The organism is Acidisoma sp. PAMC 29798, assembly GCF_030252425.1.
GTDB classification, from domain to species: Bacteria; Pseudomonadota; Alphaproteobacteria; order Acetobacterales; family Acetobacteraceae; genus Acidisoma; species Acidisoma cladoniae.
Map to the genome: position 1 here is coordinate 3637957 of NZ_CP126994.1, position 15692 is coordinate 3653648.

At 65.6% G+C, this 15692-nt stretch carries 14 protein-coding genes and 1 other RNA gene; 6 read left to right on the forward strand and 9 right to left on the reverse strand.

Annotated elements, in window-relative coordinates:
- The first annotated feature begins 39 nt into the window (after positions 1-39).
- Positions 40-1143 carry an aromatic ring-hydroxylating oxygenase subunit alpha gene (locus QP803_RS17500; protein WP_284944760.1) on the forward strand — a complete coding sequence of 368 codons (1104 nt, stop codon included), beginning with the start codon at positions 40-42 and terminating at the stop codon, positions 1141-1143.
- Positions 1144-1236: 93 nt separating this feature from the next.
- Here the strand turns inward: QP803_RS17500 and QP803_RS17505 are convergent, their stop codons facing one another.
- The 9 genes from QP803_RS17505 to ssrA all read right to left on the reverse strand — a co-directional run bounded on the left by QP803_RS17505 (position 1237) and on the right by ssrA (position 6987).
- Positions 1237-1548, reverse strand: a complete 312-nt coding sequence (locus tag QP803_RS17505; RefSeq protein ID WP_350356101.1) for a type II toxin-antitoxin system RelE/ParE family toxin — start codon at positions 1546-1548, stop codon at positions 1237-1239.
- On the reverse strand, positions 1533-1793 hold the full coding sequence (locus QP803_RS17510; RefSeq protein WP_284944761.1) for a type II toxin-antitoxin system ParD family antitoxin: 261 nt from the start codon (positions 1791-1793) through the stop codon (positions 1533-1535). The genes QP803_RS17505 and QP803_RS17510 overlap by 16 nt, the downstream gene beginning before the upstream one ends.
- 7 nt (positions 1794-1800) lie before the next feature.
- A complete protein-coding gene (gene queG, locus QP803_RS17515; protein ID WP_284944762.1) occupies positions 1801-2868 on the reverse strand; it encodes a tRNA epoxyqueuosine(34) reductase QueG in 1068 nt (355 codons plus the stop codon).
- Positions 2865-3326 (reverse strand): preQ(1) synthase, encoded by a 462-nt coding sequence (gene queF, locus QP803_RS17520; protein WP_284944763.1) that lies wholly within the window; start codon positions 3324-3326, stop codon positions 2865-2867. The genes queG and queF overlap by 4 nt, the downstream gene beginning before the upstream one ends.
- Positions 3323-4441: a tRNA guanosine(34) transglycosylase Tgt gene (gene tgt, locus QP803_RS17525; protein ID WP_284944764.1), complete on the reverse strand. Its 1119-nt coding sequence runs from the start codon at positions 4439-4441 to the stop codon at positions 3323-3325. The genes queF and tgt overlap by 4 nt, the downstream gene beginning before the upstream one ends.
- Positions 4438-5475, reverse strand: coding sequence for a tRNA preQ1(34) S-adenosylmethionine ribosyltransferase-isomerase QueA (gene queA / locus QP803_RS17530; RefSeq protein WP_284944765.1), 1038 nt, complete (start codon positions 5473-5475; stop codon positions 4438-4440). Before queA ends, tgt begins: the two co-directional genes overlap by 4 nt.
- 4 nt (positions 5476-5479) lie before the next feature.
- Entirely contained in the window at positions 5480-5878 is a 399-nt protein-coding gene (locus QP803_RS17535; RefSeq protein WP_284944766.1) for a VOC family protein, read from the reverse strand.
- Between the two features lie 78 nt (positions 5879-5956).
- Positions 5957-6469, reverse strand: coding sequence for an SspB family protein (locus QP803_RS17540; RefSeq protein WP_284944767.1), 513 nt, complete (start codon positions 6467-6469; stop codon positions 5957-5959).
- Between the two features lie 177 nt (positions 6470-6646).
- Positions 6647-6987, reverse strand: a transfer-messenger RNA (tmRNA) gene (gene ssrA / locus QP803_RS17545).
- A gap of 6 nt (positions 6988-6993) precedes the next feature.
- On the opposite strand from ssrA, the gene thyX reads away from it, so the two are divergent.
- The 5 genes from thyX (at position 6994) to QP803_RS17570 (ending at position 15688) form a co-directional block, all read left to right on the forward strand.
- Complete coding sequence (thyX, locus tag QP803_RS17550) at positions 6994-7938, forward strand: FAD-dependent thymidylate synthase (RefSeq protein WP_434082863.1); 945 nt, start codon at positions 6994-6996, stop codon at positions 7936-7938.
- A gap of 43 nt (positions 7939-7981) precedes the next feature.
- Positions 7982-8596, forward strand: a complete 615-nt coding sequence (locus QP803_RS17555; protein WP_284944768.1) for a glycosyltransferase family protein — start codon at positions 7982-7984, stop codon at positions 8594-8596.
- 136 nt (positions 8597-8732) lie between these two features.
- Positions 8733-9686, forward strand: a complete 954-nt coding sequence (locus tag QP803_RS17560; RefSeq protein WP_284944769.1) for a protein-L-isoaspartate O-methyltransferase family protein — start codon at positions 8733-8735, stop codon at positions 9684-9686.
- Between the two features lie 131 nt (positions 9687-9817).
- Positions 9818-13156 carry a transglutaminase family protein gene (locus QP803_RS17565; RefSeq protein WP_284944770.1) on the forward strand — a complete coding sequence of 1113 codons (3339 nt, stop codon included), beginning with the start codon at positions 9818-9820 and terminating at the stop codon, positions 13154-13156.
- Between the two features lie 21 nt (positions 13157-13177).
- Positions 13178-15688 (forward strand): circularly permuted type 2 ATP-grasp protein, encoded by a 2511-nt coding sequence (locus QP803_RS17570; RefSeq protein ID WP_284944771.1) that lies wholly within the window; start codon positions 13178-13180, stop codon positions 15686-15688.
- Positions 15689-15692 lie beyond the last annotated feature (4 nt).

Consider the following 15692-nt stretch of genomic DNA (forward strand, 5'->3'; position numbering starts at 1 on the left):
CTTCCGCTATGGTTTCCTGAATACCTGGGGCAACGACGCATGGATCAAGGTTTTTTGGCGCCTGACGATATTCTGCCTTCGCCCATGGAAGGCCGGGATCTGCGTCGGGTCGGCATTCATCCCGATCATTGGCAGCCCATGGCATGGTCCAAGGACCTGAAAGCCGGCAAGACGCTCGCCGTTAAATTCGCGGGCGATCCGATCGTTCTGGTGCGCCCCAAGGATGCGACAAAGCCCGTTTTCGCTTTGGCCGATCGCTGTGCCCATCGCCAGGTGCCGCTCAGCCAAGGCACGGTCGAGGGCTGCGCCATCCGCTGCGGCTATCACGGCTGGGCCTATGCCGATGACGGCAAATGCACGGACGTGCCCTATCTCGGCAAGGACAAGCTGCCGAACGGCGTGCGCGCCTATCCCTGCCGGGAGGCTGAGGGCCTGATCTTCGTCTTCCCAGGCGATCCGGCACTCGTGGATCGGGTGCCCTTCCCGGCGCTCGGCTCCGTCGCCAACCCCGCTTACAAAACCCGGCGCTTCGGCCGCATGGTCGGCTGCCATTACAGCTTCATGCATGAGAACCTGATGGACATGAATCATCAGTTCCTGCACCGCAAGCAGATGGGCCAGATGCGGCCCCGCTTCCTGGGCCAGGCGCGGGGCGAGGATTGGGTGGAGGCGCGCTACAGCTTCGCCCGAACCGGCGGCAAGCAGCCCTGGGGCGAGGCCGCGATTTTCGGCCAGATGCGCGGCGCGGAGCGGGAGGATTCGGACAAGGATGTCATGACCATCCGCACCGAATATCCCTACCAGACCTTGCGTATCCGGACCAAGGACGAGACGCCGGTCATGGATCTCTGGATCACCTATGTTCCGCAGGACCGTGAGCAGCGCCAGAACCGCGTCTTCGGCCTATTGTCGATCCACAAGCCCAAGATTCCCGGCATTCTGGAAGCCGCCTGGCCGCTGCTGGTGATCTTCACCGAGCGCATCTTCAAGGAAGACCGCGAGATCGTGGAGCAGGAACAGGCGGCGCATGACGCGCAGGGCGGCGATTGGAACCAGGAAGTGTTCCCTGTTATCCGCAACCTACGCTCGCTGTTGATGGAGCGCGGCACGGCGCAGGACCTGCCAATTCACCGGCCGGCGTAGGGGCTATCGGCGGATAACGCTGCGCTCATCCGCCCTACATCCAGCGTCGTAGGGTGGATGAGCGAAGCGCTATCCACCACGAGGCGATATCGGTCACAGCATCGCGTCGGGCAAATCCCGCGCCTGGTGGATGACGCGAAGAATGAGCGGAGGCTTCGCCTCGGCGTCATAAACAAACACGTATTGAAATCCCCGGAGCGGCCAGAAGCGGTAGGGTGCGGGCGCGAGATCCGGCCGCAGGCGCCCGAGGCGGGGATTTTCGGCAAGCAACTTCGCTGCCCCGATCGCAAGCGTTATGAGCGTATCTGCAGCATCAGGGTTGTCGTGCGCGATCCAGGCTGCAGCCTCGTCCAATTCGGCGAGGGCGCGTCTTGAAAATCCCCGAAGCGTCAGCCGCGGCGGGATCGCGCCCCGGCGACGGTTGTCCGAAGCTTCGCTTCGACCTCTTCTAGAGTGTGATAGCCGTGGCTCTCAGTATCGGCCCGCGCTTCCTCCAGGGACGCCACGAAGGCCGCACGCCGCGCCTCAGCCGCGCGCAGCATCACGAGGGCGGACTCCAAGACCTCCGTCATGTCGCCGAACCGGCCGCTGCTGACGCAGCCCTCGGCGAAACGCTCAAGCTCGGGGCTGAGATCGACCATCGTGCTCATGGCGGCATCATAGCAAAACTGCCCCCGTCGCCGCCACATCCAGTTGGGCCACCGCCCAGTCGCCGGCTTCGGCTAGTACCAGGTCAGGCTCGTGGCTCAGGCGTTCCGCCTCCGGCCGCAAAGCCGCGTCACCCGAGTTCCCAATGGCGATCGCCACGTTGCGCAAAAACCGGTCTCGCCCGATGCGCTTGATCGGCGATCCCGCAAACAGCGCGCGGAACGCCGCATCATCCAGCCGCGACAGTTCGGCCAGGCGTGGCGCCTCCAGATCGGCGCGGGCGGCAAGCTTCGCCTCCCGTCCCGCCACCGCGAAGCGGTTCCAGGGACAGACCGCGAGGCAGTCGTCGCAGCCATAAATGCGATTGCCCATGGCCCGACGAAACTCGACGGGGATCGGGCCGGCATGCTCAATCGTCAGATAGCTGATGCAGCGCGTCGCCTCCAATCGATACGGCACCGGAATCGCATCTGTCGGGCAAGCCGCCATACAGCGCGCGCAGGTGCCGCACCGGTCGGCATGCGGCGTATCCGGCGGCAGATCGAGCGTGGTGAAAATCTCCCCCAGGAACAGCCAGGAGCCATGAGCGCGGGAGACGAGGTTGCTGTGCTTGCCCTGCCAGCCGAGGCCGGCGCGCTGGGCCAGCGGCTTCTCCATCACGGGTGCTGTATCGACGAAGACCTTCACCTGCCCGCCCGGCGCGCGCGAGACAATGAACTGCGCCAGATGCTTGAGTTTGCCCTTGATGACGTCGTGATAATCGCGATGCCGCGCATAGACCGAGACATTGCCCCGGCCCGGCATGCCCACCGTCGCCAGCGCATCGCCCGGCGGCGCGTAGCTCATCCCCAGGGCAATGACGCTGCGCACCTCCGGCCACAGCACCTGAGGGTCCGCCCGCTCGTCGGCCCGTGCCTCCAGCCAGCCCATCTCGCCATGATGACCGGCGGCAAGGAACTCGCGTAGCCGGGCGCCGGTCTCGGGGCTCAGCCGCGCCTCGGAAAACCCCACCGCATCGAAGCCGAGCGCCGTCGCCTTCGCGCGGATCTCGTCCCCCATGGCGGCGGCGGGCGTCATCCCCGACCGCGATAGGTCGGCACGCCCTGGTCGGGCAGGAAGACCCCGGCCGGCGGCGCGGCGCTCTGCCAGAAGACATCGATGGGAATGCCGCCGCGCGGATACCAATAGGCGCCGATCCGCAGCCAGCGGGGCGCCAGCAAGTCCGTCAGGCGTCCGGCGATCATCATGGTGCAGCCCTCATGGAAGGCGCCGTGATTGCGAAAGCTGGTGAGGAACAGTTTCAGCGACTTGCTCTCCACCAGCCATTCGCCGGGGATATAGTCGATGACGATATGGGCGAAATCCGGCTGCCCCGTCATGGGACAGAGGGAGGTGAATTCCGGCGCCGTGAACCGCACGACGTAATCCAGGCCCTGGGCCGGAGCGGGCACCCGCTCCAAGACAGCGTCTTCTGGACGATCGGCAGGCCGCGCAGCCTGGCCGAGCTGCGTCAGGCCTTCATAAGTCTCAGTCATGGCATATCTCCTTCGGCCCAGCCGGCGCGCACAGCCTCACTATAGGCCGCCAGCCGACCATCAATGATGGCGGCGCGCGCGCCCGCCACAACCGATTGGTAATAGGTCAGATTGTGCCAGGTCAGCAGCATTGGCCCCAGCATCTCGTCGGCGCGGAACAGGTGGTGCAGATAGCCGCGCGCATGGCGGCGGCAGCCGAGGCAGGTGCAGCCGGGATCGAGCGGACCGGTTTCGGCCGCGAAGCGCGCATTGCGCAGGTTCATCACCCCGCGGGAGGTATAGGCGCGGCCGGTGCGGCCAGCGCGCGTCGGCATGACGCAGTCGAACATATCGATGCCCCGCGCGATGGAACCGAGCAGATCGTCCGGCGTGCCAACGCCCATCAAATACCGCGGCTTATCCGCCGGCATGAGGTCGCCCGTCGCCTCGATCATGGCGAACATCATCGCCTGCCCTTCGCCCACGGCGAGACCACCCAGGGCATAGCCCTCGAAGCCGATCTCCATCAGCGCCGCGATGGATTGGCGACGAAGGTCGGGGAAGACGCTGCCCTGCACGATGCCGAACAGCCCGTAGCCAGGCCGCGCGACGAAGGCCGCGCGGGACAACGCCGCCCAACGCATCGACATGTCCATAGAAGACCGCGCCTGATCCTCGGTCACCGGAAAGGGCGGGCACTCGTCAAGCACCATGGTGATGGTGGCGTCCAGCTTGTGCTGAATCTCGACCGAAATCGCCGGCGTCAGCCGGTGGCGGCTGCCGTCGAGATGGGATTGGAAGGTCACGCCGTCGGCGTCGAGCTTCCGCAGGCCACTGAGGGACATGACCTGGAAGCCGCCGCTATCGGTCAGGATCGGTCCTGGCCAATCCATCATCCGGTGCAAGCCGCCGAGCTCGGCCACGCGATCGGCGCCGGGGCGCAGCATGAGGTGATAGGTATTGCCAAGCACGATGCCGGCGCCTGTTTCGCGCACCGCATCGGCGGTCATCGCCTTCACCGTCGCGGCCGTGCCGACGGGCATGAAGGTCGGCGTCGGCACATCGCCATGGGCGGTGCGCAGCGTGCCGGCGCGCGCTGCGCCATCGGTCGCGGCCGGGGTCCAGGTCAGGCTCATGAGGAAGGTTCCAGCAGGCAGGCATCGCCATAGGAGAAGAAGCGATAACCGTCTGCGATCGCATGGGCATAGGCGGCACGCATCGTCTCAAGCCCCGAGAAGGCCGCGACGAGCATGAACAGCGTCGAGCGCGGCAGGTGAAAATTGGTCATCAGCCGGTCCACAGCCCGGAAACGATAGCCGGGGGTGATGAAGATGGCGGTATCACCGGCGAAGGCATGCACCCGGCCAGCCGCATCGGCGGCGCTCTCCAGCAGGCGCAAGCTGGTGGTGCCGACCGCGACGACGCGGCCACCGGCGGCGCGGGCCTGGTTGATCGCCGCCGCCGCCTCGGCCGACACCACCCCGCGCTCGGCATGCATGCGGTGCTCGGACACATCCTCCACGCGGACCGGCAGGAAGGTGCCGACACCGACATGCAGGGTCACCGTCGCGCGATGAACGCCCCGCGCATCCAGAGCCGCGAGCAGCGCGGGCGTGAAATGGAGCCCGGCCGTCGGCGCCGCGACGGCACCGGCGGGATTGGCGAAGACGGTCTGATAATCCTCGGCATCCTCGGGGCGTGGCCCGTCGGGGCGGGTGATATAGGGCGGCAGCGCCAGGGCACCCGCTTGATCGAGCGCGCGCACAAAAGCCTCACCCTCCCGATCGAACTGCAGCGCCACGCTGCCATCGGCGCGACGCTCCACCACCGTCGCGGTCAGGTCCGCACCCTCGAAGCACAGATCATCGCCGGGCTGCAGCCGGCGCGCATTCTTCGCCAGCGCCTGCCAGGTGCCATCGGCCAAGGGCCGGTCGAGCGTAATGCCAACGCGCGCCCCACGCCGTGTCGCGGCAAGCTGGGCGGGAATGACGCGGGTGTCGTTGGAGACGAGGATATCGCCCGGTGACAGCAGGCCCGGCAGATCCCGCACGATCAGATCCGTCAGTCGATCCTGCGTGACATGCAGCAGCCGCGCAGAGTCGCGCGGTCGGGCCGGATGCTGGGCGATGGCGCCGTCCGGCAGCTCAAAATCGAAATCGGACAGCCGCAAGGATTTAATCGTCGTGCAGGTAGGACGAGACTTCGATCAGGTTGCCATCGGGGTCGCGGCAATAGACCGAGCTGATGGGGCCGAAGGCGCCGGCGCGGTTCACCGGTCCCAATTCGACCGTCACGCCGCAGTCGCGCAGATGATCCATGATCTCGTCCGTGCCTACGGCCGCGATGAAGCACACATCGGCGGTGCCAGGGGCGGCAGCGCGCGCATGCGGCTTCACCTCCTCCCCGCGCTGATGGAGGTTGATCTTCTGGCCCCCGAATTTCAGCGCGGTGCGCCGCTCGGTGCCGAATTCCTCACGCTCCATGCCCAGCACGCGCTGATACCAGGATGCGGAGGTTTCGATCTCCGCGCAGGTGAGGACGATGTGGTCGATCCGGTCGACGGTAAAGCGCATGGCTCAGCCTTATGATGCGGATGCCGGCGGGCCGGCGTCCCTGCGCCATAGACCAAACGCGCATCGGTGGGAACGGAGTTAGTCTTTCGGCGGCGCCCGACGCCGAAACGCGTCCAGGCTCACGACCTGGGGCGTTGGGTCCGGTGCCTCGCCCTCCGGTGCCGGCTCGACCGCGTCGGCGACTTCCTCGACCACAGGCTCTTCCTCCGCCGAGTCCAAAACCTGCATCCGCAAGCCGAAGCGAACATGCGGATCGGCGAAGCCGACGATGGCACCCATCGGAATGACAAGGGTCGAGGGGATGCCCGAGAAAGATAGGCCAACGGTCAGGATGTCGTCCTCGATCTTGAGGTCCCAGAACTGATGCTGGAGCACGATGGTCATCTCTTCCGGATATTGCGCGGAGAGGCGTGCCGGCACATGGACGCCCGAATAATTCGTGCGGAAGGTAATGTAGAAATGGTGATCCCCCGGCAGCCCGTTGCTGCCCGCGAAGTCGATCGCCCGCTTGACGACCTGACGCTGAGCCTCTTCGAGCCAGGAGTCGTAGGGAATCAGGCTTTCGGGCGGTTCGCTGGTCTCGTCGGTCACTCACGCTTCTCCGATTGCGGCGCCATCGCCGCGCAACCCGTGCTCGGGCCCTGTCATGAACATCCCAAGAACCGGGGACATTCCAGAGGCGGGGCATAGCGCGTCGGGCGCGTCCGCGCAAAGACGGATTGCGGTATGCGAGACTTTGTCTGGATTTCAATCAAGATTATCGCTGAAAGTGGGGGGCTTCTGTTGCCCGGTGCCCCCCGAACCGCGCTTATTGCTGCTTACGCAGCGACAGCGAATGCCTCATGATTGTCATTGGCACTTGTAAAATGACCCGATAACGGCGGAATCATGCCGAGCAAAAAGTGTACCTTTACCACGCGTGTCGAGCCTGTGTCGCCCCCGTGATCCCTCTGGTCCCAAGCGTGATTCGCTTTGAACCGTCGGAATGTTTGGTGGAGGCGCCGGGTACTGCCCCCGGGTCCACTACGATTATTCCGAACACTGTTTATCGCCATAGCCGGCAAGCCAGCGGATCGAATATAGGCGCTGGGACCGAATAAGAGAAGAGGCATGGCGTGAGCCCCAGCGAAGACCAGAGTATCGCCATCCCGGCCACGCCGGAGATCGCGCACCAAACCTTCCGCGCCACCGTTCCGGCCCTTGAAGCCCGGCTTTACCAGTCGATTCCGTTGCTCGACCACGGCTTCATCCGGGTCATCGACTATATGGGGGATGATGGCGCCATCGTGCAGGCGGCCCGAGTCTCCTATGGCCGGGGCACGCGTCAGGTCAGCCAGGATACCGGCCTCATCCGCTATCTCATGCGCCATCGGCACACTACGCCCTTCGAAATGTGCGCCATCAAGTTCCATGTGAAGCTGCCCATTTTCGTGGCGCGGCAGTGGATCCGGCACCGCATGTCGAGCGTGAACGAATATTCCGCCCGCTATTCCGTCATGGACCGGGAGTTCTACATTCCCGAGCCCGCGCAGCTTGCGGCGCAATCCAGCCTCAATCGCCAGGGGCGCGATGAGGTTCTGGCGGGGGACGAGGCGGCCCAGGTCCTGGCCATGCTGCGCACCGATGCCGAGCGCGCGCATGACGACTATACCTGGATGCTGAACGAAGGCAGCGAGGAAACGCCCGCCGACCCCGAGCGTCGGGGCCTGGCGCGAGAACTCGCCCGCATGAACCTCACGTTAAACACTTATACCCAATGGTACTGGAAGACGGACCTTCACAACCTCTTTCACTTCCTGTCGCTGCGCGCCGATTCCCATGCGCAGCACGAAATCAGGGTCTATGCGGATGCAATGCTCGACATGGTCGCGGCCTGGGTGCCGATCGCCCATCAGGCCTTCCTCGACTATCGCATGGGGGCCACGACCTTCTCGGCGCCGATGATGGCGATCCTGCGCCGGATGTTGGCAGGCGAACGGGTGGAGCAGCCCGAAAGCGGGCTTTCGCTTCGCGAATGGCGGGAAATGATGGCGAGCCTTGACCCAAGCCACCGACTTTGACGCGAGTATTTGCCTTGACGCGACGATCGAGCACTAACCCGGCATGATGAAGTGGTATTTCGGCCTTGATACCGCCGGTGTGGAGGGTGACACCGGCCTGCACGCCCGGTTGGCGGTGCTGTCCGCCCTCGCGGTCGGTGGGCTGGAGCCGCATTGCCTCTATGCCGGTGAGCGTGACGACTTTACCGCCTGGATGGAGGCCCACGGGGTCGTCGTGCATCCCATCTTCCCCAGATTTTCACAGGTGATCCGCGACCGCGCGGCGGAGGGCGGCTATTCTTTGAGCTTCATGGGCCATTGGCTGCGGTCCCAGATCTGCTTGATCGAGCACGAAGCGCCGCTGGTGCTGTACACCGATTGCGATGTCGTCTTCCTGCGCACCGTCGCCTTCGGCACGACCCCACCGCCCACCATCGCCTGCGCCCCGGAATTCGACCAGACGGATTGGGGCTATTTCAACTCCGGCGTGATGCTGATGAATCTCGATCAGCTGCGGAAGGACTATGACGCTTTCGAGGAATTCGCGATCGCAGGTATCCGCTCGGACTATTCGTGGACCTTCCGGGACCAGCGCGCCTACAACGAGTTTTACTCGACTATCTTCGGATCTGCGAAAAGCTCGCCCGGCGGGAGGATAAGGTCGTGGGCGCAATCGTAACCGCGACCGTCAACGCCCTCACCACCTTCGCCAAACGCGCTGATCTGTCGCGGGTCGATCTCGAATTCACCAGAGTCGGACCCTGAGCCCCGTTCCTCGCCGCGACCGCGCGTTGACCGGGAAGGATCTTTGCATCATGGACGCTCGCTCACACGTGAGGGAGGCCATTGTGGTCATCGACAATTCTGCGCGCCTGCCTCGTCGGGGCTTTCTGTCCGCTGCCAGCCTGGCCGCCGCAGCCATCGGCCTATCGGCGCCGTCCCTGGCGGCTTTCGCCGCCGACGCCCCGCCCCCGGTGACCACCGAAACGATGGGCAAGCCCTGGACACGGGAGCGGTACAATCAGGCGATGGCCGAGTCGGGCCGTCCCACCGTCATTTCCCAGGCTGAGTTCGATACTATCCAGGCCCGCAAGCCGGCAGCGATGAAGATGATCGCCTCGTACCTCTCCTCCCATTTCGGGAAGGTCGATCCGCTGGTCATGGCGGCGTTCGAGCAAGTGCCGCGCGAATACTATCACTACATGTACCAAAATCGGGTCGCAGCCCCGGCCGAAGCGTACGAATCGACGCCGAAGCCCTGGGCGATCGGCTATGGGTCGGCGCTGTCCGACTATCTCGGCCAAGCCTATATGACCCAGTTGCTGGAGCCCAAGCCCGGCATGGTGTCCTTGGAAGTCGGCACCGGCAGCGGCTTTCAAAGCTCGCTGCTTTCCCGCATCGTGTCGAAAGCCTATTCGATCGAAATTATCGAGCCGCTCGGCCACGCCGTCTCCCATATCTTCAAGCCGCTGGGCTACGACAATATCGAGACCAAGGTCGGTGACGGCTATTATGGCTGGCCCGAGGTGTCGGAAGGCTTCGACGTCATCATCGTCACCTGTGCCGCCGAATATGCGCCGCCCGATCTGTTCAAGCAGCTCAAGTCAGGTGGCCGCATGATCATTCCGATCGGGCAACCCTTCAAGCGCGGTCAGGTTCTTTACGTTTATACCAAGGACGAGAACGGCAAGATCCATTCGCGGCGCGATGTCGGCGTCTTCTTCATCCCGATGACGGGCGCCATCCAGAAGACGCCCAAGGCGACCTAGAGCGACGCCCGACCGGGCATAAAATCGTTCGACCAGCATTCCAACCATCGACCCGCGTCGCGTTGTAAGGCACCCTCCTCGCCCGAGCGTGCCACAGCGTGATCCGAGAGTTGCGAGGAAGACGTCGCCCTATGTCCGTCCATGCCGCACTGACCCATCGCACGAGCTACCACTACGACCGCCCGGTGGCGCTGGGGCCGCAGACCATCCGTCTGCGACCGGCGCCCCATGCGCGCACGCCTATTCTCTCCTACGCTCTGAAGATCACGCCCGAACCGCATTTCGTAAACTGGCAGCAGGATCCGCAAGGCAATTTCCAGGCGCGGGTCGTGTTTCCCGACAAGGTTTCCGAATTCTCGGTGACGGTGGACCTCGTCGCGGATATGGCGACGATCAACCCCTTCGACTTTTTTCTGGAGCCTGAGGCCGAGACCTTCCCCTTCGCCTATGATCCGGTGCTGGAGGAAGAACTCGCGCCCTTCCGTAAGACCGCGCCGGCCGGCCCGGAACTCCAACGCATCCTGGAGGAGATCGCCGGCGGTCCGCAGCCGACTGTCGATATGCTGGTCGAGATCAACCGCCGCCTCGCCCATCGCATCGCCTATATCGTGCGACTCGAACCCGGCGTCTGGGAACCCGAAGATACGTTGAGCCAAGCCACCGGCTCCTGCCGCGATTCGGCCTGGGTCCTGGTCAACCTCCTGCGCCACATGGGCTTCGCGGCGCGCTTCGTGTCCGGCTACCTCATCCAATTGGTGGCGGACCAGAAGCCGGTGACGGGGCCGGAAGGCCCGACCTCCGACTTCACCGATCTTCATGCCTGGTGTGAGGTCTATTTGCCGGGCGCCGGCTGGATCGGCTTCGACGTCACCTCCGGCCTGATGACCGGTGAGGGCCATATTCCCCTCGCCGCTAGCCCTGACCCCATGTCTGCCGCGCCGATCTCAGGCCTCGTCGAGAAAAGCGACACCACCTTCGACTTCGAAATGTCGGTCACGCGCATCAGCGAAACACCGCGCACGACGAAGCCCTATGACGACGCGACCTGGCAGGACATCCTGCGTGCCGGTGCCCGCGTCGATCGCGCGCTGCAAGCGGGTGACGTGCGCCTCTCCATGGGTGGTGAGCCGACCTTCGTTTCGGCTTCGGACATGGAAGCCGCCGAATGGACGACGGAGGCCATGGGTCCCTCCAAGCGCCGCATGGCCGGTCGGTTGCTGCGCCGCCTGACGCCGCTCTGGGCGCCGGGTGCCGCCCTGCAATATGCCCTCGGCAAGCACTATCCAGGTGAGCAGCTGCCGCGCTGGGCGCTGCATGCCCATTGGCGGGACGACGGCGAGCCGATCTGGAAGAATCCTGATCTTCTGGCATCGGATGACGACACCGACACGGCGACCGCTGCCGATGCCGCGCGCTTCGCGACCCTGCTCGCCGAACGTCTTCAGGTGGACCCCAGCCTCGTCATTCCGGCCTATGAGGACATCCATTACTTCCTGTGGCGGGAGAGCCGGCTGCCCGCCAATGTGCTGGTCGAAGCATCGCATCTGCGCGACCCGCAGGAGCGTGCGCGCCTCGCCCGCGTCTATGCCCAGGGTCTGGAAGCGACGGTCGGCAGCGTGCTGCCGCTGCGGCGCACCGCTGAGGCGGATGGCCGGCGCTGGCAGAGCGGCAAGTGGTTCTTCCGCGAGGGGCCGATGTTCCTCGTGCCTGGCGACAGCCCCATCGGTCTGCGCCTGCCGCTGGAAAGCCTGCCCTGGGCCGATCCCGCCACACTTCCCTTACTGACCGAGCCCGATCCTTTCGCACCGAAAGGGCCGCTCGCGCCCTATCGTGCGGTGCCGGGGCCCCATCGGCTGCGGATCGGCGCCCAGATCTATCGACCCGAACAGCCCGCCGGCGCCAGCGCCTTCCGGCCGGTGGAGCAAGAGACGGACCGGCCCTTGCCGGGGCGGGGCGAGCCCGACCTCGTGCGCACGGCCCTGGCCGTCGAAGCACGGAACGGCCTCATTCATATCTTCATGCCGCCGCTCTACGAGGCCGAGGATTGGCTCGACCTCGCCGCCGCCGTCGAGCAGACGGCCGAGGAAATGGGCCGCAAGGTCTTCCTCGAAGGCTATCAGCCGCCATCGGACTCACGTTTGCAAAGCTTCTCCGTCACGCCCGATCCGGGCGTGATCGAGGTCAATGTCCATCCCGCGACGCGCTGGTCGCAGCAGGTCGAACGCAGCGAGCAGCTGTATCAGGTGGCGCGCGAGGAAGGCCTGGCCACCGAGAAGTTCATGCTCGATGGTCGGCATATCGGCACCGGTGGCGGCAACCATGTCGTCATGGGCGGCATCGACGTGCCGGACAGTCCCTTCCTGCGTCGGCCGGATCTCCTCAAGTCGCTGCTCGGCTTTTGGCAAAACCACCCGAGCCTGTCGTTCTTGTTCAGCGGCCTGTTCATCGGCCCCTCCTCGCAGCATCCGCGTATCGACGAGGCGCGACAGGATGCGCTCAACGAACTCGACATCGCCTTCAGCCAGATCGGCCCCTTTAAGGAAACGCCGCCCTGGCTGACCGACCGGCTGTTCCGCAACATCCTCGCGGATATGACCGGCAATACCCACCGCACCGAGTTTTCGATCGACAAGATGTATGCGCCGGATGCGATCGGCGGCCGTCGTGGCCTGGTGGAATTCCGCGCCTTCGAAATGCCGCCCCATGCCCGCATGTCCCTCGCCCAAACGCTGCTGATGCGCTCGGCCGTCGCGGCCTTCTGGCAGAAGCCCTATGAGCGCCGCCTCGTGCGCTGGGGCGCGCGCCTGCATGACGAGTTCATGCTGCGCCATTATCTCGAGCAGGATTTGGCGGATGCGCTGGGCGATCTGGAAAGCGCCGGCTTTCCGGTGAAGCCCGAATGGTTTGCGCCCCATGTCGAGTTCCGCTTCCCCAAGATCGGCTCCGTCGCCGTGCATGGCGCCGAACTCGAACTCCACCACGCGCTGGAGCCTTGGCATGTGCTGGCCGAGGATCCGGCAGCCGGCGGCACGGTGCGCTATGTCGATAGTGCGACCGAGCGCCTTCAGGCCAAGGTGCGCGGCTGGGTGGAGGAGCGGTTCATCCTCGCCTGCAACGGCGTCGCCGTACCGCTGCAACCGACCGAAACGCTGGGCGAGTATGTCGGCGGCGTACGCTTCAAGGCCTGGAACCCGCCCAGCGCCCTTCACCCGATGATCAAGGCCCAGACGCCCTTGGTCTTCGATGTCTATGATCGCTGGAGTGGCCGGTCCCTCGGCGGCATCACCCATCACATCTCCCACCCCGGCGGGCGCAGCTATGACACCTTTCCGGTCAATGCGAATGAGGCGGAGGCGCGCCGGCGTGCCCGCTTCTTCGCCCATGGCCACACCGCCGGACCGATGGCGGAGCCGCGCGGCGCTGCCGGGCCGGAGCATCCGCGCAGCCTGGATCTGCGCCGCTTCCCGTGACCCCGTCATGACACTTCCCCGATGATGACGCGTCTCGCCACCGAAGGCGTCGATGAAATGGTCGATGGGACCGGGCAAGTCCGGCTGCATTGGCGCCGCGTTCTCGGCGGCCTCTCAACGCTGTCCGATTCGCTTGCCAATCGGCAGCGGCGGCTGGACCAAGCCTTCGAAGATGAAGGCGTGCGCAGCATCCTGCCGGGCGCCCAAGGCAGTTACGAGTCCGGCACCACGGACGGCCTATGGCGATGCGACCCCATTCCGTTGCCGCTGTCGGCAGCCGAATTCGCGGAGCTGGAGGATGGCCTCGGCCAGCGCGCGACCTTGCTGGAAATGCTGCTGGAGGATGTCTACGGGCGGCAGGACGTGGTCGATACCGGCCATCTGCCGCCGGCCCTCGTCTTCAACAATCCCGGCTTCCTGCGCGCCTGTCACACGTCCCGGCCGCCGCTGCATCCGCGCCTCAACTTCTACGCGGCCGATCTGATCCGGGGGCCTGACGGCCGCTGGCGAGTTCTGTCGGATCGCACCTCGGGCGCGGCCGGTGCCGGCCTCGCCCGTGAGAATCGGCGCATCCTGTCGCGGGTGGTGCCCGAGATGTTCCGCTCGGTGCAGATCAGGCCGCTGCGCCCCTTCTTCGACCTTTGGCAGGAGTCTCTGCAGCAGGCCACGCCGCTCGGCCGGCCCTCCCCGAACATCGCCCTGCTGACACCCGGTACCGGCAGCCCGCAATGGCTGGAACATATGTTCCTGTCGCGCGAACTCGGCTGCACGCTGGTCGAGGGCGGCGATCTCACCATTCGCGGCGGTGTCGTCTACCTGAAGATGCTCACCGGCCTGCACCGGATCGACGTCATCCTGCGGCGGCTTGAAGGCCGCATGATCGATCCGCTGGAACTCAATGCCGGCAGCCTGCTTGGCGTGCCGGGTCTGTTGGACGCGGTGCGCAACGGCGCCGTGCGCATCGTCAACGATCCGGGCACGGCCCTTGGCGAAGCCCCGGCTATCATGGCCTTCCTGCCCGGCCTTGCGCGCTATCTCCTGGGCGAAAACCTGCGGCTGCCGAGCGTCGAGACGCTGTGGCTGGGCGATGACGACGCGCGCGCCCAGGTCTTGCGCGACCCGCAGGGCTGGCTGCTGCGCTCAGCGACGGACGGCACGGCCCAGCCCGTTCATCTGCCGGATCTCTCGGCCGAGGCACGGGCAGCCTGGCTGGAAAAGATCGCCGCCCGGCCGGGCGATTACGCCGCCCTCGCATCGACGCCACCCTCTCTCGCGCCTTGTGCGCGGGGCGATGAACTCGTGCCGCAAGCCGTCATCCTGCGCATGTTCCTGGTCAAGTCCGGCGGCGCCTGGCACGCCATGCCGGGCGGCTTGGCGCGGCATCTGGAGCCAGGGCAACTCACCGGCCACCTGCCCACGCGCGGCGTCTCCAAGGACGTCTGGATCATGGCCGAGGGCAGCGAGCATATCGTGGGCCCGGCGGCGGCCCTGCAGGTGCAGCTTCCCATTCGTCGCACCTATGGCGAACTGCCCAGCCGCACGGCCGACAACATGTTCTGGCTCGGGCGCTATATCGAACGGCTGGAGACGGGGGCCCGGCTGACACGGGCCATCATCCTCCGCCTCGGCCGCAGCATGCCGCTGCCGCGCGAGCATTTGGAACTTCAGTTGCTGGAGCGCTGCCTCGCGGCCTCGTACCTGAACGATCCCGATGCGGAAAAGAAGGGCATGCCCCTGAATGCCGCCATCATTTCCTCGATCCGGGACGGCGGCGCCATCGCCCGCCTGCTCGGCCATGTCAGCCGCCTCACAGAACTGGTGCGCGACCGCCTGACCGGGGAGATGTATGCCTCCTTCACCCATATGCTGCGTGCGGCATCGGAGGAGGCGGCCCATGGCCCCGGCACGCTCGATACCCTCGCCCATACCATGGCGAGCATCCAGCGCTTCTCCACGCTGGTCTCGGGCTTGGCGGCGGAGAACATGGTGCGGGGCGGCAGTTGGCTGTTCCTCGATATGGGCCGACGCGTGGAGCGGGCCGCCCTCACAGCGGACCACCTCGCTATTGTGCTCGACCAACCGGAAGCGCGGTGGGAGCGTGGGCTGCACCTCGCCCTCGAACTCTGCGACTCCGCCATCACCTACCGCAGCCGCTACTTCACCACGGTGCAGCCGGCACCGGTGCTGGATCTGGTGGTCGCGGATGAGAGCAATCCGCGGGCTCTGGCCTTCCAGCTCACCACCTTGCGCTCCCTTCTGAGCAATATCGGTGGCGGCGGGGACGTCACGCTGAAGGCGCAGGCGGAAAGCCTGATCCGCATGGCCCAGGCCGTTGTGAGCGATGTCGTGCAGCGTCCCGACAGCACCGCAGCCCTGGGCCTCGTCGCACCCCGGCTGGTGGCCCTGGCCGAAGGCGTGCGGGCCTTGTCGGATATGGTCTTCCGCCGCTACTTCGCCCTGCTTCCCGTGGTCAGGGCGGTCGGCGTGGAACAGGAAGACGAAGCCCCCGCTGCCCTCCTCGGCGCCGCGTGATACA

Bases quoted from the DNA above. Each gene is read 5' to 3' on its own strand.
- QP803_RS17500 (WP_284944760.1), top strand. From the start codon at position 40: ATGGATCAAGGTTTTTTGGCGCCTGACGATATTCTGCCTTCGCCCATG.
- QP803_RS17510 (WP_284944761.1), bottom strand. From the start codon at position 1,793: ATGAGCACGATGGTCGATCTCAGCCCCGAGCTTGAGCGTTTCGCCGAG.
- queG (WP_284944762.1), bottom strand. From the start codon at position 2,868: ATGACGCCCGCCGCCGCCATGGGGGACGAGATCCGCGCGAAGGCGACG.
- queF (WP_284944763.1), bottom strand. From the start codon at position 3,326: ATGACTGAGACTTATGAAGGCCTGACGCAGCTCGGCCAGGCTGCGCGG.
- tgt (WP_284944764.1), bottom strand. From the start codon at position 4,441: ATGAGCCTGACCTGGACCCCGGCCGCGACCGATGGCGCAGCGCGCGCC.
- QP803_RS17535 (WP_284944766.1), bottom strand. From the start codon at position 5,878: ATGCGCTTTACCGTCGACCGGATCGACCACATCGTCCTCACCTGCGCG.
- QP803_RS17555 (WP_284944768.1), top strand. From the start codon at position 7,982: ATGATGAAGTGGTATTTCGGCCTTGATACCGCCGGTGTGGAGGGTGAC.
- QP803_RS17560 (WP_284944769.1), top strand. From the start codon at position 8,733: ATGGACGCTCGCTCACACGTGAGGGAGGCCATTGTGGTCATCGACAAT.
- QP803_RS17565 (WP_284944770.1), top strand. From the start codon at position 9,818: ATGTCCGTCCATGCCGCACTGACCCATCGCACGAGCTACCACTACGAC.
- QP803_RS17570 (WP_284944771.1), top strand. From the start codon at position 13,178: ATGATGACGCGTCTCGCCACCGAAGGCGTCGATGAAATGGTCGATGGG.